The sequence below is a fragment of the Rhizobium sp. Leaf341 genome (genome assembly GCF_001424325.1).
Taxonomy (GTDB): domain Bacteria; phylum Pseudomonadota; class Alphaproteobacteria; order Rhizobiales; family Rhizobiaceae; genus Ferranicluibacter.
On sequence record NZ_LMPE01000005.1, the window covers coordinates 418,530 to 438,835 of the forward strand.

15 protein-coding genes are annotated in these 20,306 nt (G+C 63.3%); 4 read left to right on the forward strand and 11 right to left on the reverse strand.

Annotated features, from left to right (window positions below; genetic code table 11):
* Positions 1-45 precede the first annotated feature (45 nt).
* From ASG03_RS09130 to ASG03_RS09180, 11 genes are all read right to left on the reverse strand, one after another.
* A complete protein-coding gene (locus tag ASG03_RS09130) occupies positions 46-1,437 on the reverse strand; it encodes a GH1 family beta-glucosidase (RefSeq protein WP_062693336.1) in 1,392 nt (463 codons plus the stop codon).
* A gap of 206 nt (positions 1,438-1,643) precedes the next feature.
* Positions 1,644-2,828 carry a Gfo/Idh/MocA family protein gene (locus tag ASG03_RS09135; protein ID WP_062693337.1) on the reverse strand — a complete coding sequence of 395 codons (1,185 nt, stop codon included), beginning with the start codon at positions 2,826-2,828 and terminating at the stop codon, positions 1,644-1,646.
* A 59-nt stretch (positions 2,829-2,887) separates the two neighbouring features.
* Positions 2,888-3,940 (reverse strand): sugar phosphate isomerase/epimerase family protein, encoded by a 1,053-nt coding sequence (locus ASG03_RS09140; protein ID WP_062693338.1) that lies wholly within the window; start codon positions 3,938-3,940, stop codon positions 2,888-2,890.
* Positions 3,941-4,181: 241 nt separating this feature from the next.
* Complete coding sequence (locus tag ASG03_RS09145; protein ID WP_062475394.1) at positions 4,182-5,138, reverse strand: substrate-binding domain-containing protein; 957 nt, start codon at positions 5,136-5,138, stop codon at positions 4,182-4,184.
* Positions 5,139-5,202: 64 nt separating this feature from the next.
* On the reverse strand, positions 5,203-6,207 hold the full coding sequence (locus tag ASG03_RS09150) for an ABC transporter permease (protein WP_062693339.1): 1,005 nt from the start codon (positions 6,205-6,207) through the stop codon (positions 5,203-5,205).
* Between the two features lie 11 nt (positions 6,208-6,218).
* Positions 6,219-7,748, reverse strand: coding sequence for a sugar ABC transporter ATP-binding protein (locus tag ASG03_RS09155; RefSeq protein WP_062693340.1), 1,530 nt, complete (start codon positions 7,746-7,748; stop codon positions 6,219-6,221).
* A gap of 339 nt (positions 7,749-8,087) precedes the next feature.
* The gene (gene xylA, locus ASG03_RS09160) at positions 8,088-9,395 is read right to left on the reverse strand and encodes a xylose isomerase (RefSeq protein ID WP_062475404.1); all 1,308 of its coding nucleotides are present in this window, start codon (positions 9,393-9,395) and stop codon (positions 8,088-8,090) included.
* Between the two features lie 32 nt (positions 9,396-9,427).
* Positions 9,428-10,879 (reverse strand): xylulokinase, encoded by a 1,452-nt coding sequence (gene xylB, locus ASG03_RS09165; protein WP_062693341.1) that lies wholly within the window; start codon positions 10,877-10,879, stop codon positions 9,428-9,430.
* A 9-nt stretch (positions 10,880-10,888) separates the two neighbouring features.
* Positions 10,889-11,974: a LacI family DNA-binding transcriptional regulator gene (locus tag ASG03_RS09170; protein WP_062693342.1), complete on the reverse strand. Its 1,086-nt coding sequence runs from the start codon at positions 11,972-11,974 to the stop codon at positions 10,889-10,891.
* A 124-nt stretch (positions 11,975-12,098) separates the two neighbouring features.
* Positions 12,099-13,745 (reverse strand): DHA2 family efflux MFS transporter permease subunit, encoded by a 1,647-nt coding sequence (locus tag ASG03_RS09175; RefSeq protein WP_062475417.1) that lies wholly within the window; start codon positions 13,743-13,745, stop codon positions 12,099-12,101.
* 138 nt (positions 13,746-13,883) lie between these two features.
* Positions 13,884-15,098 carry an HlyD family secretion protein gene (locus ASG03_RS09180; RefSeq protein WP_062693343.1) on the reverse strand — a complete coding sequence of 405 codons (1,215 nt, stop codon included), beginning with the start codon at positions 15,096-15,098 and terminating at the stop codon, positions 13,884-13,886.
* Between the two features lie 128 nt (positions 15,099-15,226).
* On the opposite strand from ASG03_RS09180, the gene ASG03_RS09185 reads away from it, so the two are divergent.
* The 4 genes from ASG03_RS09185 (at position 15,227) to lysS (ending at position 20,288) form a co-directional block, all read left to right on the forward strand.
* Entirely contained in the window at positions 15,227-15,964 is a 738-nt protein-coding gene (locus tag ASG03_RS09185) for a TetR/AcrR family transcriptional regulator (RefSeq protein WP_244475206.1), read from the forward strand.
* Between the two features lie 149 nt (positions 15,965-16,113).
* Positions 16,114-16,893: a TerC family protein gene (locus ASG03_RS09190; RefSeq protein ID WP_062693344.1), complete on the forward strand. Its 780-nt coding sequence runs from the start codon at positions 16,114-16,116 to the stop codon at positions 16,891-16,893.
* Between the two features lie 249 nt (positions 16,894-17,142).
* A complete protein-coding gene (gene gltX, locus ASG03_RS09195; protein ID WP_062693345.1) occupies positions 17,143-18,603 on the forward strand; it encodes a glutamate--tRNA ligase in 1,461 nt (486 codons plus the stop codon).
* Positions 18,604-18,797: 194 nt separating this feature from the next.
* Entirely contained in the window at positions 18,798-20,288 is a 1,491-nt protein-coding gene (lysS, locus tag ASG03_RS09200) for a lysine--tRNA ligase (protein WP_062693346.1), read from the forward strand.
* Positions 20,289-20,306 lie beyond the last annotated feature (18 nt).

Genomic DNA, 20,306 nt, shown 5'->3' on the forward strand with positions numbered 1-20,306 from the left:
GGCAGAGTAAGTTGGCCGGGTAAGACGGCCGTGTGAGACGGGACGTCAGGAAACCTTGTCCGAGACGGTCTCCGCATGGTTGCCTTTCGGAAACGCTTGCGCGAGATCCCTGTACCAGAGGCCGCTTTTCTTGATGGTACGAACCTGTGTCTCGTAATCGACATGGACGATGCCGAACCGCATCCGGTAACCTTCCGCCCACTCGAAATTGTCCATGAGGCTCCAGGCGAAGTAGCCCTTCATCGGATAGCCCTCGGAAATCAGGTCGGCCGTGACAGCGAGATGCTCCGCGATATAGTCAAGGCGTGGCTGGTCGTTCACTTCGCCGTTCTCGATGCCCATGTTGTAGCAGGCGCCGTTTTCGGTGATGTAGCAATCGGGCAGGTCGTAGCGCTCGTTGACGGTCCGGATGAGGTCGCCGAGCGCCTGCGGGAAGATCTCCCAACCGATATCGGTCTTTGCCTCGTTGACGAAGGGGGCCGGCTTGGTTGCGGGAAACGCGACACCCTCGGTCGGATCGTCGCTGACACGCATCGGCGTATAGTAGTTCACCCCCCACCAGTCGAGCTTCTGGCTGATGACCGCCATGTCGCCGGCCTCGACCTCCGGCATGCGGGACCCCAGGGCTTTAAGCACGCTGTCGGGATAGGCACCCTTGAAGATCGGACCAAAGAAGACGCCGTTGTGAAAATCGAACGCCCGCTCGGCGGCGGCCTTGTCGGATTCGCTCTCGGTGCCGGGATAGATATGCATGGGATTGATGACGATGCCGACCGGCAGGTTTGCCCGCTCCTCCCGGACGGCGGCAACGCCAAGGCCGTGGGCAAGGTTGGTCACGTGCATGGCATGCAGCGCCGCCTCCATGTTCTTTTCGCCCGGCGCGTGAATGCCATAGAGATGGCTGAGCCAGACCGAGCACCACGGCTCATTGAAGGTGGCGACGGCATCCAGCCGGTCACCGAGACGGGCGATGATGGTGCGGGCGTAGCGCTGGAACGCAAACGCCGTCGAGCGCGCCGTCCAGCCGCCGTCGCCGGCGAGCGTCAAGGGCAGGTCCCAATGATACAGCGTCGCGAATGCCTTGATATTGCGCGCCTTCAACCCATCCACGAGCCGGTCGTAGAAATCGAGGCCTGCCTCGTTTACCGGTCCCGTGCCATCGGGAATGATGCGCGGCCAGGCGATGGAGAAGCGATAGGCCTGCACGCCGAGGTTTGCGATAAGGTCGAGATCTTCCTCCAGCCGATTGTAGTGATCGCAGGCGATATCGCCATTATGCCGGCCAAAGACGCGGCCCGGCATGTTGGAGAAGGCGTCCCAGATGGACGGCTTGCGCCCGTCCGCTTTCGACGCCCCCTCGATCTGGAAGGCAGCCGTGGCCACCCCGAACAGGAAATCGCCCGGAAAGCGCGCAGCAAGCGTCTTCGGATCGGTCATCACTCGTGTCCTCTTCAATCATGGTCCCGTACGGTCCGGGCGACGCCCATAACGCCATCGCGCGGGGAAACCAGAGCCGAACCTTGGCAAGCGCGGGAGACTATCCATGCGAACATGAACGCCGGATGACCGATGCGACCGGGACCACGAAAAAGCCACCGGATGCCAAGCATCCGGTGGCGATCGTTCCCGGCCGCGCAAAAGGGTCAGACGGAGACCCAGGCGCCGTTCCGCTTGGAGGAGCGCACGCAGGCATCCACGAACAGCATGCCCTTCATCCCGTCGTCGATCGTGGGATAGGTAACCGCCGGATCGACCGTGCTGCCGGAGCGCTTGGCCTGGATGGCACGCGCCGCCTCGGCATAGATCGTCGCGAAACCTTCGAGATAGCCCTCGGGGTGACCGGAGGGAATACGCGACACGCGGTTGGCCTCATCCAGCGCACCCGCACCCATGCGCGTCAGAAGCTGCTTTGGCTGACCGAAGGGCGTGTACCAGAGATAGTTCGGATCCTTCTGCGTCCATTCAAGACCGCCCTTCGTGCCGTAGACGCGGACCTGAAGCCCGTTCTCATGGCCCGGCGCCACCTGGCTGCACCAGAGCAGGCCCTTGGCGCGCACGCCGTCCTTCTCCTTGTAGCGCAGCATGACATGCGCATTGTCATCGAGTGCGCGCCCCTCGACGAAACTGTCGAGATCGGCGGCCAGTTCGTCCAGTTCCAGCCCGGAGACGAATGCGCCGAGATTGTACGCGTGCGTGCCGATATCGCCGGTCGAGCCGCCGGCGCCGGAGCGTGCCGGATCTGTGCGCCATTCGGCCTGCTTGGAGCCAGATTTCTCCACCGCATCCGTCAGCCAGTCCTGTGGATACTCCACCTGCACCAGCCGCACGGTGCCGATATCGCCGCGCGCGACCATGGCGCGGGCCTGCCGCACCATGGGATAGCCGGTGTAATTGTGCGTGAGGATGAACAGCGCCTCGCTTTCGTCGGCGAGCGCCTTCAGCTTGCGGGCGTCGCCGAGCGTCGAGGTCAGCGGCTTGTCGCAGATGACGTGGATGCCGCGCTTCAGGAATTCGCGCGCCGCTTCATAGTGCACATGGTTCGGCGTCACGATCGCCACGGCCTCGATGCCGTCCTTCAGCTTGGCCTCGCGGATCGCCATCTGCCTGTAGTCGGCATAGGTCCGGGCCGGGTCGAGACCAAGCTCCGCACCCGAGGCCTGCGCCTTTTCCGGCGTCGAGGACAATGCGCCCGCGACCAGCGTGAACTGATCGTCGAGACGCGCCCCCATGCGATGCACCGCGCCGATAAAGGCGCCTTGTCCCCCGCCCACCATTCCGAGCCGGATGCGCGGCTGGCGCGCCTCCGCTGCCTTACCTTCGATGGCCATGTTCGTTCTCCATTTTCCTTCGCGTCGTCGCGCTCCGGTCGCGTGACCGCACTGTCGTCTCAGATGCCGAGCATGCGCCGGTTGGCGGCGTCATCCGTGCCGCCGGTCGCAAAATCGTCGAACGCCTTTTCCGTCACGCGGATGATGTGATGCTTGACGAAATCGGCCCCTTCCCGGGCGCCGTCCTCCGGATGCTTTAAGGCGCATTCCCACTCGACGACGGCCCAACCGTCGAAGTCGTTCGCGGTCATCTTGGAGAACACCGCGCCGAAATCCACCTGCCCGTCGCCAAGCGAGCGGAAGCGGCCGGCCCGGTTCACCCAGCTCTGGAAGCCGCCATAGACACCCTGGCGACCGGTCGGGTTGAACTCCGCATCCTTGACGTGGAACATCCGGATCCGATCCTTGTAGATGTCGATGTTCTCCAGGTAGTCGAGGCACTGCAGGATGTAGTGCGAGGGATCGTAGAGCATGCAGGCGCGCGCATGGTTGCCGGTACGCTCCAGGAACATCTCGTAGGTGATGCCGTCATGCAGGTCTTCGCCCGGATGGATCTCGTAGCAAATGTCGACGCCGCAGTCCTCGGCATGGTCGAGGATCGGCTTCCAGCGCTTGGCCAGTTCGTCGAATGCGGTCTCCACCAGCCCTGCAGGGCGCTGCGGCCACGGGTAGAGATAGGGCCAGGCGAGCGCGCCGGAAAAGCTCGCCATGGCGTTGAGGCCGAGATGCTTCGACGCGGTCAGCGCAAGTTTCACCTGATCGACGGCCCATTCCTGCCGGGCCTTCGGGTTGCCACGCACCTCCGGTGCGGCAAACCCGTCGAAACCTTCGTCATAGGCCGGATGTACGGCCACGAGTTGTCCCTGGAGGTGCGTCGACAGCTCCGTGATGACGACGCCGTTGTCGCGCGCCTGTCCGGCCAGGTCGTCGCAATAGCCCTTGGATTCCGCTGCTTTCTTGAGGTCGAACAGGCGCGCGTCCCACGTGGGCACCTGCACGCCCTTGTAGCCGATGTCGGCTGCCCATTTCGTGATGGCATCGAAGGAATTGAACGGAGCTTCGTCGCCCGCAAACTGTGCCAGGAACAGACCCGGCCCCTTGATCGTCTTCATTGTGCAATTCCTCCATCGTGGCGATCAGCCGCAGAGCGGCGATCATGTTCAGCGGACCGACCGGTCCACCACGTCCATATCTCTGCGCCGCCTTGCTTCGCTGTAACGTTGCAGCACGTCTCCACGGTACCATCCTGACATGAGGGCGCAACCCGTTCCGCCAGCGGCAGGTCTTCGCACCTGTCCGGTCCGCGCATAGAAAAGCCGCCTGCGGGTCTCGCAGGCGGCTCGATGTCGGTGATCAGAACGGGGAGTCCGGGAAGTAGAACTTCTCGGCATTTTCCTTGGTCACGAGCGTTGCATCCAGCGTATAGGTGCCGCTGACCGGAACCTGGTCGTAGAGCGCGGACGCCGTCAGTTCCATGGCCGTCCCGACCATTGCCGGCGGGTAGAGAACGTCGACCGGGATCATCGTGTCGCCGTCCATCACCTTCTTGATCATGTCCTTGGAGCCGGCACCGGCGACGACATACTGGATGTCCTTGCGGCCGGACTGTTCGATAGCCTGCAGCACGCCGACAGCCATGTCGTCGTCCTGGCACCAGACCACGTCGATCTTCTGGTACTTGGTCAGGAAGTCCTGCATGACCTTGAACGCATCGTCGCGGTTCCAGTTGCCGAACTGGCGGTCGAGCACCTTGACGTTGGAGCCGGCAATGCCCTTGTCGAAGCCGTCCTGGCGCTGCTGGTCGATCGGGATGGGCAGACCCCGGATAACGACGACCTGGGCGTCGGGCGTCTTGCCCGCGATGTACTTGCCGGCGACTTCGCCGAGAGCCGGGTTGTTGCCCGCCACGTAGAGATCACGGATCGTGTCGTCGTTGACGCTCGGTGCGCGGTCAACGATGGTGACGAACTTGCCCTTGTCCTTGACCTCCTTGATGGCGTTGACCAGCGGATCCGGATCGGACGGCAGGATGACGAGCGCGTCGATCCCCTGCGTGTTCAGGTCCTGCACCGCGTTGGCCTGGTTGGCAGCGTCCGGCGAGGTCTTGACGATGACGTTGAGGCCGGGATGCTCGGCCATCAGCAGCTTGGCGACCCGCTCGGCATGGAAGACCACGCCGGAGGTCCAGCCGTGGTCGGCGGCCGGAATCGAAACGCCGATCGTCTTCGTTTCCTGTGCGAACGCTCCTCCGGACAGGGCCGTGCCTGCCAGCGCCATTACGAAAGCCAGTCCCAGTATACGTTTCTTCATGGTGTTCTCCTCCCTATGATGCGGGCTTCTGGGCATTGGCCCGGGCGCCCGCGAACCCTTATCTTTATGGCCGGCGGATCAGGAACCTCTGGACCAGCATGGCGATGATGATGATGGCGCCCTGGATCGCGCTCAGCAGGTATTCGCTGACGACGTTCGACAGAAGCATGATGTTGCCGACGATCTCCAGGATGAACGCGCCGCAGATCGTTCCCCAGATCCGCCCGACGCCGCCCCGCAACGCCGTGCCGCCGACGACCACGGCCGTGATTGCCTGCAGCTCCCAGAGAATGCCGGTGGTGGCCGACGTCGAGCCGAGCCGGGGCACGTAGATGAGAACCGCGATCGCGACGCAGAGGCCCTGAATGATGTAGGCGATGGTGCGGACGCGGTTGACCTTAATGCCGGAATAGCGCGCGACGTCCTCGTTGGAGCCGACGGCCACCACGTGCCGGCCGTAGCGCGTGCGATAAAGCACGAACGCGCCGATGGCCGCCGTGACGAAGATCACGACGATCGGAACGGGCACGCCGAGGATGGTGCCGAAATAGGCCGGACGATAGAGCGACTGTACGGCGGGATCACGTAGCGTGATGGCGCCCCCCTGGGAAAGCCAGGTCGTGAGCCCGCGATAGATGCCCATCGCTCCGAGCGTTGCGATGAAGGGCTCGATGCGCCCGACCGTGGTCACCAGTCCGTTGGCAAGCCCGCAGGCCGCACCCACGAGCACCGCGATCCCCAGGCCTGCAAGCAGGGTCATCGTCGGATCGCCTGCCGCGCCGCTGTTGAGAAACAGGATCATAACGCTCGCAACGAAGGCGACCATGGCGCCGACGGACAGATCCAGCCCGCCCGAGGAAATGACGAACGTCGCCCCGACCGCGATGACCGCGATGAAGGCGCTGCGCGCAAGCACGTTGGTAAGGTTGTCGATACTGAGGAAATTCGGATGCGCAAAGGCACCGAGCACCAGAAGAAGCGCCAGGGCGATGAAGGGCGCGACAGCCCCGAGATCGATGTTGCGAATGGATCGCGCCGGCTTTGCGCCGTCTGCCGTGATATTGGTCATTGTCCCCCGCGTCACGCGGCCTCCCCAGAAACGCCCCCGGATACACCCGTGGCCAGCACGACGATATCGTCTTCCGTCATCGTCTCGCCTGCGACTTCGCCGACGATGCGCCCCGATCGCATCACGACGATCCTGTCGCAGATGCCGATCAGCTCCGGCATCTCCGAGGAAACCACGATGATCGACCGGCCCTCTTCGGCCAGACGCGCGATGAAGGCGTAAATCTGTTCCTTCGTCCCGATATCGATACCGCGTGTCGGCTCGTCGATGATGACAATCTGCGGATCCAGCATCATCATCTTGGCAATCAGCAGCTTCTGCTGGTTGCCGCCGGAAAGCTGGCCGGCGAGCAGATCCTTGCGCCCGGTGCGAATGTCGAAATCCCGGATCGCCGTATCGAGCGCGGCATCTTCCTTCCTGCGATCGACCTGCAGGCCGCGCACGACGCGACCGAGCGAGGCGAGCGTCAGGTTGACCCGCAGATCCTTGGCGAGCAGCAGGCCCTTGCCCTTGCGATCTTCCGAGAGATAGACAATGCCGGCCTTGAGGCTCGCATGCACGTCGCGAAAATGAACCGGGCGGCCGTGCAGCATGATCGTGCCATGCGCAGGACGAAGACCGACCATCCCCTCCATCAGCTCCGTGCGCCCTGCCCCGACGAGACCGGCAAAACCCAGGATCTCGCCCTTGCCCAGCTTGAACGTCGCGTCCGCGGCATAGCCGGGCACGGACAAACCGGACACCTCGAGCACCGTTTCCCGGGATGCCACCGACACACGGTCGGGATAGAGCTTGGCGACATCGCGGCCGACCATGAGCCGCGCCATGTCGGCAGGCTGAAGCGTGGAAGCCGCGTGCGTCGCGATCGTCCGGCCGTCGCGCAGCACGGTGACCGTGTCGGCGATGTCCTTCACCTCCGGCAAGCGGTGCGAGATATAGAGAACCGCCACGCCACGGGCACGGATATGCCGGATCACCTGCAGCAGCGCCGCTGTTTCGTGCGGCGTGAGGGACGCGGTCGGTTCATCGAAGATGACGACGCGATGCGGAACCAGCAGCACACGAGCAATCTGCACAAGTTGCCGCTGCGCGATCGACAACCGGGAAACGATCGTGCGCGGATCGATATTGGCGCCCAGTGCGCGAACCGCCTCGCGCGCGCCCTCGTTCATGGCCTTGTCGTCCAGCGTCAGTCCCCGGACAACCTCACGGCCGAGATAGATGTTCTGGGCGACGGTCAGATCGGGCGCGAGCAGGATTTCCTGGTGCACCAGCACGATGCCGCGGCTTTCCGCATCGACGGGCCCGGCCAGTGCGACCGGTTGACCGTCGATCAGGATCTGCCCGCGTGTCGGTGGAAGATTGCCGGCAATCAGCTTCATCAGCGTCGACTTGCCGGCGCCGTTCTCGCCGATGATCGCATGGACCTTGCCCCCCTCGATCGAAAGATCGATGCCTTTCAGGACTTCGACGATCCCGAACGTCTTGGACAGTCCGCTCGTCTGCAGGACGGGTGACGCCGACGGGGCAACAGTGCTCATGCAGCGCTCCGCATCAACAAGGCGCGCGCCGCCGTGCAACGACAGCAGCTGCGCAAGCGCAAATAGGCATTTGAGCGTACAGACGGATCTCCCCCGCAGACGCCGAAAGGTGCTGTCGAAATCACGCTGAAATCTCCTCCGAAATCGAAGCTAGCGTAAATTTTGAGGTACGTAAAGCAGCTTTGTCGACACAATCACGAAGAGGTGTTCGATGTTCCTAAGATCTTGTTAAAGTACAATTTACCTGCGTACGCGATGCGCATCCGCAAAAAAGGCATCGGCGCGCCCGCTTTCGCGAACGCGCCGATGCCGGACAGCACGCGTCGTGCCGGATACGCCTCAGACGTAGCGGTTGACGACGTTCTCCAGATATTCCTGCCGACCCGAGCGCGGCTGCGGATTGAGATCGGTCGCTTCCACGTGGGCTGCGAGATCTTCGAGCGACATGGATGTCAGACGCTTGCGCCCCTCTTCCGTGCTCCACCCGGCATAGCGCTCGTCGAGCGGACCGGACAGCGCCTTGTCCTCGATCATCTTGGCCGCGGCCTTCAGACCACGCGCACAGCAATCCATCCCGCCGATATGACCGATGAGCAGGTCTTCCGCATCGAGCGACTGACGACGCAGCTTGGCGTCGAAGTTGGTGCCGCCCGTGGTGAAGCCGCCGCCTGCCAGAACCTGATAGTAGGCCAGCGCCATTTCCGGCACGTTGTTGGGGAACTGATCGGTATCCCATCCGGACTGGTAGTCGTTGCGGTTCATGTCGATCGAGCCGAACAGGCCGAGCGCGTTGGCCAGCGCAAGCTCGTGCTCGAAGGAGTGGCCAGCGAGAATGGCGTGGCCCTGCTCGATGTTCAGCTTGACCTCGTTCTCCAGGCCGTAGGATTTCAGGAAGCCGTAGACGGTCGCGACATCGTAGTCGTACTGGTGCTTGGTCGGCTCCTGCGGCTTCGGCTCGATCAGGATCGCCCCCTTGAAGCCGATCTTGTGCTTGTACTCCACCACCATGTTGACGAAACGTCCCAGCTGGTCGAGTTCCTGCTTCAGGTTGGTATTGAGAAGCGTCTCATAGCCTTCGCGACCGCCCCAGAGGACATAGTTCTCTCCGCCGAGCTTGACGGTGGCGTCCATGCACGTCTTTACCGTCGCGGCGGCAAAGGCAAACACGTCCGGATCCGGATTGGTGGCCGCACCCGACATGTAGCGGCGATGCGAGAAGAGGTTGGCCGTGCCCCAGAGAAGCTTGACGCCGGTTTCCTGCTGTTTGCCGGCAAAGTAATCAACGATCTCGTTCAGGTTCCTGGTGTTTTCCGCGAAGGTCTTGCCCTCCGGACGAACGTCGGCATCGTGGAAGCAATAATAGGGAACACCCAGCAGATCGAAGAATTCGAACGCGACGTCGGCCTTGAGCTTGGCGGCCTTCATGCTGTCCTCGAACCAGGGACGTTCGAAGGTCTGCCCGCCGAAGGGATCACCACCCGGCCAGACGAAGGTATGCCAGTAGGCAACGGCGAAACGCAGGTGGTCCTCCATCCGCTTGCCCATGACCATTTCGTTCGGATCATAGTGGCGGAAGGCCAGCGGGTTGGCGCTGTCAGGCCCTTCGAAGCGGATCTTCTGAATATCCTTGAAATAACCTGTGCTCATGATGTCTTCTCCATGTGTCGATGTCAGGGGGATCAGTAGGCGGCGCGGATGGCGGGATAGAGCCGGCCGTAGCGCTGATAGGCATCTTCGTAAGCTTCGCGGAGCGCGGCGACGGGCTCGATCGTCCGGGCGGTCTTCGGCGGCGTGAAGACGGAAAGAGGATCGGCACCTGTGGCTGCGACCAGACCGAGACGGGCTGCCCCGAAGGCTGCGCCGAAATCGCCATCGGCAGGCACATCGACCGGCAGGCCGAGAGCCGTCGCGATCGAGGAAAGCCAGATGGCCGACCGTGAGCCGCCGCCGATCGCCGTCACCCGATGCAGCTGCGTGCCTGCGCTTTTCAGAGCCTCAAGGCTGTCGCGGATGGCAAAGGATACGCCCTCCAGCACCGCCTGGGTCAAGACGGCCCGACTGCTTTCGTGGCCAAGACCGATGAAGGCGCCGCGGATGGTCGCGTCGTTGTGGGGCGTACGCTCGCCCGAGAGATAGGGAAGGAAGGTGACGCCCGTCGGAGCCTGCAGCGTGTCACCCAGTTCCCCCGTCAGGTCCGAGGCGCTGCGGCCGGTAACGCCCGCATGCCAGTTGAGCGCGTCGGTGGCCGACAGGATGACGCCCATCTGGTGCCACGTATCCGGCAGCGCATGGCAGAAGGCGTGGACCGCGCTCTCCGGATTGGGCAGATAGCGCCCATTGGCCGCAAACAGCACGCCCGACGTGCCAAGCGAGACGAAGGCCTGACCTTCGCCGATCGTGCCCATGCCGCAGGCGGACGCCGCGTTGTCGCCGGCACCGCCGGCCACCACGACCCCGGCACCCATGCCCCAGCTGGACGCGAGTTCGGACTTGAGCGTGCCGGCAGGCGCCGTGCCCTCGACCAGCGACGGCATCTGCCGCTCGCTGAGACCCGTCGCCGCCAGCAGACTTTCCGACCACGCGCGCTTGCCCGTATCGAGCCAGGACGTACCGGCGGAGTCCGACATTTCGGACATATGCTCGCCGGTCAACCACAGGCGCAGATAGTCTTTGGGCAGCAGCACCCAGCGCACCTTGGCAAAGACTTCCGGTTCATGCTTGGCAACCCAGGCAAGCTTCGGCGCGGTGAAACCGGGAAAGACGATGTTGCCGGTGATGGCGCGGAACTGCGGATCGGCATCGAGCGCCGCCGCTTCCGCATGGGACCGCGTATCGTTCCACAGGATGCAGGGTCGCAACACGCTGTCGCGATCGTCGAGCAGCGTTGCGCCGTGCATATGACCGGAGAGGCCGATTCCGCGCACGGCCGCAAGCTCTGCAGGATGCGACGCCTTCAGCCCGGAAATCGCCTCCTGCGTGGCCCGGATCCAGTCGGCCGGATCCTGCTCGGACCAGCCGGGATGGGGGCGCAGCACATCGCAGGCACCTGTCGCCGAACCGACGATGCGCTGATCGCCGTCGATGAGCAGCGCCTTGACGCCGGATGTGCCGAGATCGATGCCGAGATACATGAAATGCTCCTAGTTTTCGCCGCTTCCCGACCCCGAGGGGCGAAGCACCTTGCCGTCCGCCTCGTCCGGGAAAGGGAGGTTGTCCTTGAGAAAGATATCGATGCGGATGCGTTCCTGCGCTTCGACGGCAGGAATGCCATCCGCCTTGGCCTTGAGAACGCGGATCGCGCTGCGCACCTCATGGCCGGCATCCTGGTTGAGCACGGCATCGATGAGATCGGCTTCGAGGGCGGCGCGCGTGTGCGGCGTCAGTTCGTGGGCGATGACAGCGCGAGGTCGCGGTCCCGAATGCCGCTGAAGCGCCGCGATGAGACCCCGATTTCCCGCGCCGAGACTGTAGATCCCGGCGACATCGGGATGTCGGGCCAAGAGATCTGCGATCAGGCGTTCGGTCGCCGCGGGATCGTCCTGACCCTCGAGCACAGGCAGCAGTGTGCAGGTTTCCGACAATGCGGACCTGAAGCCCTCGAGCCTGTCCCGATGGTCGCGGACCAGCATGGAGCCGGCCAGCACTGCGATCGTCTCTGTCGCAGAGGGCACGCGGCCGACGAAGCGTCGCATCAGGCTGCCGGCGGTGCGCCCTGCAGCATGGTTGTCGATTCCGGCGAAATGATCGCGACAGGACGCTCCGAGATCGGACACCAGCGTCACCAGCGGAATGCCGGAGGCCTGCACGCGCAACGCGGCGTCCATGACTTCGGGCGCATCCACAGCCACGACGGCGATACCCGCAGGGTCCTGCACCTTGGCTGCGTCGAGCGCACGGGCAACGGCGGCACCGTCGAACGGCGGGACGACGACGAGAGAGATCGCGACGCGATCGGCTGCGGGCCGCGCCATGGCCTCGCGCACATGCCGCTCGAGACCGCGCATGAACGAGTTGTCGCCCGCCGGAAGAATGAAGGTGAAGGGATAGACCCGGCTCTTGGCGAGGTTTGCAGCGGCCATGTCGCGAACGAACCCGATCGCCGCGATGGCCGCCTCGACCCGCAGCCGCGTCGCATCCTTGACGCCCGGCCGGCGGTTGAGAACCCGATCAACCGTCGCAAGGCTGACGCCCGCTTCTGCAGCGATATCATGAACGGTCGGTCGCATGTTTCCTCCGGATACGAGATCTAGAGGAAATCTTGATGTACGTAAATCAGAAATTCCGGTGTCAGCTCTCGAAAGCGAAAAACGCCGCCTTGCGGCGGCGTCGATCAGGGCGAAGACGGAGTGTTCAGTGGCCACCGCCAGCACTTGGCGCCACCGGCTTCGGCTTCTGGATCACGAGGACGCAGAAGATGAGCGCGCCGAAAAGGCAGGTCAGCAAGACGAAGATATCCGCAAAGGACAGGATGGATGCCTGCCGCTGGACGATGCCGGCCAGCTGCTTCATGGCGATGGTCGTGCCGTCCATTCCATGGGCATTGTAGTTGCCGGCGATCTGGTTCAGCTGAGACATCGCCTCCGGGTTGCTCCACGTCACATGCTCGGAAAGCTGGGCGTAGTGCACGTCCTGCCGTCGCGTGAGAATCGTGTTGATCGCGGCCAGACCCACGGCGCCACCGAGATTTCGCGTCAGGTTGAAGACGCCGGACGCACCGCGGATCCTGTCGGGCGCCAGCGTGCCGAGCGCCACATTGTTGATCGGCACCATGCACATCATCATGCCGAAGCCGCGCAGGATCTGCGGCACCAGGAGTTCGTAGAAATCCCAGTCCGTCGTGATGTTCGTCATGATGTAGGTGCCGCTCGAAAACGACGCAAAGCCGATCACCATCAGCACGCGCGGATCGAACTTGCCTGAAAGAATGCCGGCGACAGGCGCCGTGCAGAACATGGCAACGCCGGAAACGAACATGGTCTCGCCGATCATCAGCGAATCATAATGGCGGATCTGCCCGAGATAGAGCGGGTAGAGGTAGGTCAGCCCGTAGAGCCCGATCCCCATGATGAACGAGAAGAGCGAACCGAAGGCGAAGTTCCGGTTCGTGAAGGCGCGCAGATCCACGACCGGAAAATCGACCGTGAACACACGGTAGAAAAACACGACGGCCGCGACGACGCAGGCAACGGCTCCCAGCACGATGTGGCCATCGCTGAACCAGTCATTCGTGTTGCCCTCCTCCAGCACGTATTCCAGGCAGCCAAGAAAGACGCCCATGGAGAGAAGCCCCCACCAGTCGAACTTCTTGACGAGGCTGAGCTCAGGCTTGTCGAAATCGATGTAGTTCCAGGTGACGATGGCCACCACGATCCCGGGCGGAATGTTGACGAGAAACAGCCAGTGCCAGGAAAACGCATGGCTGAGATAGCCGCCGACCGTCGGGCCGATGGTGGGCGCCAGCGTTGCGATAAGACCGATGATGGGCGAGACGATGTTGCGCTTGGACGGCGGGAAGATGGTGAAGGCCGCCGCAAAGACGGATGGAATCATGCCGCCGCCGATGAACCCCTGCAGCGCGCGGTAGATGATCATCTGGTCGATGTTGGTTGCGGTCGCCGCCAAGGCGCTGGCCATCGTGAAGCCGGCAGCCGAGCAGGCAAACAGCACGCGCGTGGAAACGATGCGCGCCAGTGTTCCTGAAAGCGGAATCATGATCACTTCGGCGATGAGATAGGCCGTCTGGACCCAGCCGATCTCGTCGGAACCGGCGGAAATGCCGGCCTGAATTTCGGCAAGCGACGCGGAAACGATCTGGATGTCGAGGATCGACATGAACATGCCGACGACCATCGCGAAGAAAGCGATGAGCCGCCGTGGATCCATCTTCTCTTCCGCGCCCGTCCTGGCACCGGACCCCGCCCCACCGGGACGGGCTGGCGACCCGCCCGTCATCGCACCCGGCCGTCCGCCGGCGGTGGCAGTTGCACTCGCAGCCATGGGCTTGCTCCCGTGCGGGCGCGGAAATCACCAACGGATTTCAGAGCGCCCGATATCGTCAGAAAGACAGCATTCCGGGCGGCGCAGCTGTCGCCCGGAGGTGGAAAGCCTCAGCGTGTCACCGCGGGCACAGACAGGTCAGCGCGGGCTGCCCGTATCCGTCGTCTGCGGAGCCGTGCGCGTGTCGACCTCGACGACGACACTGAGGCCAGCCTGGAGGCGCCCGCTGTCGAGCACGTCCTGCGGCAGAGCGATGCGCACCGGCACGCGCTGGATGACCTTCGTGAAATTGCCGGTCGCGTTCTCCGGCGGCAGCAGAGAAAAGACCGATCCGGAGGCCGGCGCGATGGACTGGACGGTCGCCTCGATCGGCTTGTCGTCATAGGCATCCACATGCACCTTGACCTTCGAGCCCGGCACCAGACCGGCGATCTGCGTCTCCTTGAAGTTCGCGTCGATATAGAGCTTGTTGACCGGCACGAGCGCGGCAAGACGCTGTCCGGCGGAAACGAGGTCGCCATCCTGAACCGCGAGATTGCCAACGACCCCGTCATAGGGGGCCTTGAGCACCGTAAATCCGAGGTCGCGCTGGGCCTTGTCGCGCGACAGTTCCAGAGAGCGGATCGTGCTCTCGGCTTCGGCGCGCTGAGCCTGAAGCACCGAGACGTTCGCGGCGGCGGCGGCGATGGTCGCATCCGCGGCCAGCACGTTCGCGCGGGCCTGGTCGAGCGCCACATTGGCACTGTCGAGGGAAGCGACCGAACCCACGGCCTTCGACTGGAGGTCACTGGCACGCTTCTGCGTGATCTCGGCCCCGCGAACGGTCGCTTCCAAGGCGGTCTTTTGCGCTCGGGCCTGCATCAGACTCGCCTGGGCACCGGCGATCTGCGCATCGAACCGCGCAAGAGACAGTTTTTCCGTATCGATCTGCGCCTGAGCCTGATCGGCGGCGATCCGGTAGTCGCCGTTGTCGAGCGTAACGAGGGGATCGCCCGCCTTGACCCGCTGGTTGGCGACGACGTTCACCGTTTCCACATAACCGGAAACCTTCGGCGCGATCGATGTCAGGTCGCCTTCGATATAGGCGTCGTCTGTCGAGATCATGAAGCGGCCGTTGGTCCAATATTCATAGCCGAACCAGCCGGCAGCTCCGAGCACGGCGAGGCCGATAATCGGCACGACGAACCGACGCCGCTTCGGCTGCTTTTCCGGCGCATCCGGCGCAGGTGCGGCAATCGGGGCGACGGCGGCTGGAGCTTCATCGCTCCGCGCCTTCGGTGCATCCTTTGCCGTGTCGTAATCCTGATCGACCGGTCGCACATGCGCTGCCGATATCTTGCTGGTGCCTGCCATGGTCGACGTCCCTGAAAACCAAATAATTGAACTGAACCGTTCGGTTCGATTTGACATAGGCAAGTCCATCGCGCATATCAAGTGAAATCGAACCGCTCGGTTCGAAAAGTTAATGAAGGGAGAATGCGATGCCTGCGCTGCAGCGAGCCGACGCTTCGATGGCGCCCGTGGAGGGCGACACGCCCGCCGTGACGACGTTGCAGGCGAGAGCCGACCTTGCTTCCGCGGATGCAGGCACCAACGGACGGCGCGCGGCAGGCGAGGACCCGGTCAAGCGCGAGCAGATCATTGATGGAGCAAAGCGCATTTTCATGGCCGTCGGTTTCGATGCTGCAAGCATGAACGACATCACCCGGGAAGCCGGTGTGTCCAAGGGCACCATCTATGTCTACTTCGACGGAAAGGAAGATCTTTTCGCGGCCATGATCGAGCGCGAGCGTGCCAAGGTCGTGGCCAGCATGAAGCATGTCATGCAGACCAACCATGGACCCGTCGATGCGGTTCTCCGGGACTTCGGCGTAACGTTCGTCACCCACCTGTGCTCGGACACGACCGTTCGCGGCATGAAGATGGTGCTCAACGTCAGCGAGCGCATGCCCGATCTCAGCCATCGCTTCTTTTCGGCTTCGCCGGAAAACGGCTATTCGATCCTGCGCGCCTATCTGGAAAGCAAGATCGCAGAGGGACTGCTCGAGATTGAGGATACGGATCTCGCAGCGCGCCAGTTTATCGAGCTCTGCATGCCGGGCCTTTTCAAGCGCCGGCTGTTCGGCTGGCTGCCTGTCCCTCCCGATGCCGACGAGATCGACCGGACCGTCCGGTCCGCAATTGCAATGTTCCTCAAATTTTATATCGCGAAAAAGTGATGTAACGTGATGGCGAGACCGCGTTCGCGTGCCGCGGGCGACTTGCCGCATGCCGAAATCTCGTTACATGGGTGGCCCTGACACCTGCCTTGGGCAGGCCCCTACGCGCCTCTCGCTGAGGCCACCCTATCGAGGAAGGACCCGCCCTGATGCAGGATCTGCTGTTGCTCATGCAAGACCCGGCCGCCTGGATCGCGCTGATCACGCTTGTTGTCATGGAAGTCGTTCTCGGCATCGACAACCTGATCTTCATCTCCATTCTGACGAACAAGCTGCCGCCTGAAAATCGCGACAAAGCCCGCAAGATCGGCATCGGCCTTGCGCTCATCATGCGCCTCGGCCTGCTCTTCGCCATCGCCTGGATCGTCAAGCTCGACTCCGACCTCTTCACGGTCGCAGGCATGGGCTTCTCCGGCAAGGACCTGATCCTGATCGCCGGCGGCATCTTCCTCGTCTGGAAGGCCACGAAGGAGATCCACCATTCGGTCGATACGGAAGACCACAAGGAAGATCTTGTCGGCGCCGGGAAAAACGTCGTCAAGATCACCTTCGGGGCGGCGATCGGCCAGATCCTCGTGCTCGACCTCGTCTTCTCGATCGACAGCATCATCACCGCCGTCGGCATGACGCCGCACGTGCCGATCATGTTCATTGCCGTCATCACCGCCGTGACGGTCATGCTGCTCGCTGCCACCCCGCTCGCCAATTTCATCGAGAAGAACCCGACGATCGTCATGCTGGCGCTCGCCTTCCTGCTGATGATCGGCGGCACGCTGATCGTCGAGGGCTTCGGCGTCCACGTCCCCAAAGGCTACATCTATGCCGCCATGGCGTTCTCGGCCGGCGTCGAGGCGCTCAACATGTTCTCGCGTCGCAAGCGGGAGCGGGAACGCGCGGCCAAGGCCGGCGTGGTGCCGACGCACCATTGATCGCCCGGATGCTGTGGATGATCTAAAGGCAAGGGCCCGGCAGACTCTGTTGGGCCCTTGCCTCGTTGAAAGCCCGCCGGACATGGCCGCCGCCTTGACGCGCGGCGGGGAATATGGTCTCACGCCCGCGATTGAAGACCCGGCCGCGCCGCACGAGGCGCTTGGTCGCGTGTCTCCGCCCTCGAATGACTGGGCCAGTGCGGCGGCGCTTGCCTGGAAACGCCCGCAGTACGTGAACAGGCCGAGATCATGACAGACACACCAGTCCGGGTGCGCATCGCCCCCTCCCCCACCGGCGAACCGCATGTCGGCACGGCCTATATCGCGCTGTTCAACTACCTCTTCGCCAAGAAGAACAACGGCACCTTCATCCTGCGGATCGAGGACACCGACGCCACGCGCTCGACTCCGGAATTTGAAGCCAAGGTGCTCGACGCCCTGAAGTGGTGCGGCCTCGAATGGGCGGAGGGTCCCGATATCGGCGGACCCTATGGCCCCTATCGCCAGTCGGACCGCAAAGACATCTACAAGCCCTACGTCGAGAAGATCGTCGACGCCGGTCACGGCTTCCGCTGCTTCTGCACATCCGAACGTCTTGCCGAAATGCGCGAGGCGCAGCGCGCTGCCGGCAAACCGCCGAAATATGACGGACTTTGCCTGCACCTCAGCGCCGAGGAAGTAACGCGGCGCGTGGACGGCGGCGAGCCCCATGTGGTGCGCATGAAGATCCCGACCGAAGGTGTCTGCGCCTTCGTCGACGGCGTCTACGGACCCGTGGAGATTCCGTGGGATGCCGTCGATATGCAGGTTCTGCTGAAGGCAGACGGCATGCCGACCTACCACATGGCGAACGTGGTGGACGACCATCTCATGCGCATCACCCATGTGGCGCGCGGCGAGGAATGGCTGTCTTCGGTTCCCAAGCATATTCTGCTCTACCGCTATCTCGGCCTCGAGCCGCCGGTGTTCATGCATCTTTCGCTGATGCGCAATGCCGACAAGTCGAAGCTCTCCAAGCGCAAGAACCCGACATCCATTTCCTACTACTCCGCGCTCGGCTACCTGCCGGAAGCGCTGATGAACTTCCTCGGCCTGTTCTTCATCCAGATCGCCGAAGGCGAGGAGATGCTGACCATGGCGCAGCTGACCGAGCATTTCGATCCGGAGAATCTGTCGAAGGCCGGCGCGATCTTCGACGTCCAGAAGCTCGACTGGCTGAACGGCCGCTGGCTGCGCGAAGGAATTTCGGAAGAGGAATTCATTGGCCGCGTGCTGTCCTGGGCCTTGGAGAACGACCGGATCAAGGAGGGCCTGCGCCTTTCTCAGTCGCGCATCTCCAAGCTCGGCGACCTGCCCGACCTCGCGGGCTTCTTGCTGAAGGCCGATCTCGGGCTCGACGCGTCGTCCTTCGCCAAGGTGAAGACGCCGCCGGAGGAGTTGGTCGACATCTTCAAGACCGTGCAGCCGGACCTCGAGACCATCGTGGAATGGAACGCGGAGTCGGTGGAAGCCGAACTGCGCGCCAGCGCCGACCGCATGGGCAAGAAGCTGAAGGTGGTGCTGGCGCCGCTCTTCATCGCCATCTCCGGCTCGTCGCGCTCGCTGCCGCTGTTCGACAGCATGGCCATTCTCGGCCGCTCCGTCGTGCGGCAGCGCTTGAAAGTTGCAGGACAGGTGGTTGCGGCGATGGCGGCCAACGCCGGGAAGTAAGGCCTGAAGCGTGGCCGTCCCTCATCCGCCTGACGGCACCTTCTCCCCGCGCGCGGGGCTAAGGACCTCTGGGTTGCCGTGGGGCATGCTCCTCGCCGCGCAAGCGGAAGGAGGAGCAGGGTAAGGGGCGCGCTCCAGCAGAACCACTGCAGATCAAATCATTGCGCGGCTGCGCCGCCACAGGACAGGCAACCATGACCGAAAAGCTCGAAACCGCCCTTTCCTCCGATGTCACCGAGGTCCGCGCCCAGAAGCTGAAGCTTCTGCGCGAGCAGATCGGCGACGTCTACCCCGCGCATTTCCACCGGACGATCACGAACGGCGCCCTGGCGGACGCGTATGAAGCGCTGGAGCCGGACGTCGTGACCGAGGATGTGGTCACGGTCGCCGGTCGCGTCTTCTCGTCGCGCAATTCCGGCATGTTCATGGACATCCGCGATGCCTCCGGCAAGATCCAGATCTTCTCGCACAAGGACACGACCCCCGAGGACGCGCGCGCGCTTCTGCCGATGGTCGATATTGGCGACATCATCGGCGTTACCGGCGTCGTGCGCCGCACGAAGCGCGGCGAGCTGACGATCAACGCGCAGGAGATCACCATGCTCACCAAGGCGCTCCTGCCCATGCCGGAGAAGTGGCACGGCCTCTCCGACATCGAGCTGCGCTATCGCAAGCGGCATCTCGACATTCTCACGAACGAGGACAGCAAGCTCCGCTTCCAGCAGCGCGCCCGTATCATATCCGGCATTCGCCGCTTCATGGAGGAAGACGGCTTCATGGAGGTCGAGACCCCCATGCTGCATTCCGTCTATGGCGGGGCCACCGCCGAACCCTTCAAGACGCATCACAACACGCTGAAGCTCGACATGTACCTGCGCATTGCGCCGGAACTGTTCCTGAAGCGCACGCTGGTGTCCGGCCTGTCGGACAAGGTTTTCGAAATCAACCGCAACTTTCGCAACGAAGGCGTCTCCACCCGGCACAATCCGGAATTCACCATGATGGAGTGCTACTGGGCCTACGCCGACTACGAGGACATCATGGACCTCGTGGAGCGCCTGTTCTCCTCGCTGGCCATGGCGATCCACGGCTCGACTGACGTGACCTTCGGCGACAAGACGCTGTCATTTGCAGGTCCGTTCAAGCGCGTTCCCATGCCGGACGCGGTGAAGGACGTGACCGGCATCGACTTCCTGGCCATCAAGACGGACGAGGAAGCGCGCGCCGCCGCCAAGGCAGCCGGCTTCGAGGTCGAAAAGGATTGGACCTGGGGTGAATGCCTCGCCTTCATCTTTGAAGAGAAGGTCGAAGGCACGCTTGTGCAGCCGAGCCATGTCACGCATTTCCCGAAGGACATCTCGCCCTTTGCCAAGGAAGTGCCCGGCGAGCCGCGCCTGGTCGAACGTTTCGAGACCTATTGCAACGCCTGGGAAGTCGGCAACGCGTTTTCCGAGCTCAACGATCCCGAAGAGCAGCGCCGCCGCATGGTGGAGCAGCTGGAGCAGGCCCATGCCCGCGGCGAGAAGGAAAAGCAGCTGGACGACGACTTCCTGGACGCGATCGACCAGGGCATGCCGCCCGCAGGCGGTCTCGGCATCGGCGTCGATCGTCTCGTCATGCTGCTGACCAACGCGCCGTCGATCCGCGACGTCATCCTCTTTCCGGCGCGCCGCAAGGCGGACTGAGACACACCGTCTCGGCGA

What these genes read in the sequence shown, in the direction of transcription:
- ASG03_RS09130 (WP_062693336.1), bottom strand. Translation starts at nt 1,437, where the DNA reads ATGACCGATCCGAAGACGCTTGCTGCGCGCTTTCCGGGCGATTTCCTG.
- ASG03_RS09135 (WP_062693337.1), bottom strand. Translation starts at nt 2,828, where the DNA reads ATGGCCATCGAAGGTAAGGCAGCGGAGGCGCGCCAGCCGCGCATCCGG.
- ASG03_RS09140 (WP_062693338.1), bottom strand. Translation starts at nt 3,940, where the DNA reads ATGAAGACGATCAAGGGGCCGGGTCTGTTCCTGGCACAGTTTGCGGGC.
- ASG03_RS09145 (WP_062475394.1), bottom strand. Translation starts at nt 5,138, where the DNA reads ATGAAGAAACGTATACTGGGACTGGCTTTCGTAATGGCGCTGGCAGGC.
- ASG03_RS09150 (WP_062693339.1), bottom strand. Translation starts at nt 6,207, where the DNA reads ATGACCAATATCACGGCAGACGGCGCAAAGCCGGCGCGATCCATTCGC.
- ASG03_RS09155 (WP_062693340.1), bottom strand. Translation starts at nt 7,748, where the DNA reads ATGAGCACTGTTGCCCCGTCGGCGTCACCCGTCCTGCAGACGAGCGGA.
- xylA (WP_062475404.1), bottom strand. Translation starts at nt 9,395, where the DNA reads ATGAGCACAGGTTATTTCAAGGATATTCAGAAGATCCGCTTCGAAGGG.
- xylB (WP_062693341.1), bottom strand. Translation starts at nt 10,879, where the DNA reads ATGTATCTCGGCATCGATCTCGGCACATCCGGCGTCAAGGCGCTGCTC.
- ASG03_RS09170 (WP_062693342.1), bottom strand. Translation starts at nt 11,974, where the DNA reads ATGCGACCGACCGTTCATGATATCGCTGCAGAAGCGGGCGTCAGCCTT.
- ASG03_RS09175 (WP_062475417.1), bottom strand. Translation starts at nt 13,745, where the DNA reads ATGGCTGCGAGTGCAACTGCCACCGCCGGCGGACGGCCGGGTGCGATG.
- ASG03_RS09180 (WP_062693343.1), bottom strand. Translation starts at nt 15,098, where the DNA reads ATGGCAGGCACCAGCAAGATATCGGCAGCGCATGTGCGACCGGTCGAT.
- ASG03_RS09185 (WP_244475206.1), top strand. Translation starts at nt 15,227, where the DNA reads ATGCCTGCGCTGCAGCGAGCCGACGCTTCGATGGCGCCCGTGGAGGGC.
- ASG03_RS09190 (WP_062693344.1), top strand. Translation starts at nt 16,114, where the DNA reads ATGCAGGATCTGCTGTTGCTCATGCAAGACCCGGCCGCCTGGATCGCG.
- gltX (WP_062693345.1), top strand. Translation starts at nt 17,143, where the DNA reads ATGACAGACACACCAGTCCGGGTGCGCATCGCCCCCTCCCCCACCGGC.
- lysS (WP_062693346.1), top strand. Translation starts at nt 18,798, where the DNA reads ATGACCGAAAAGCTCGAAACCGCCCTTTCCTCCGATGTCACCGAGGTC.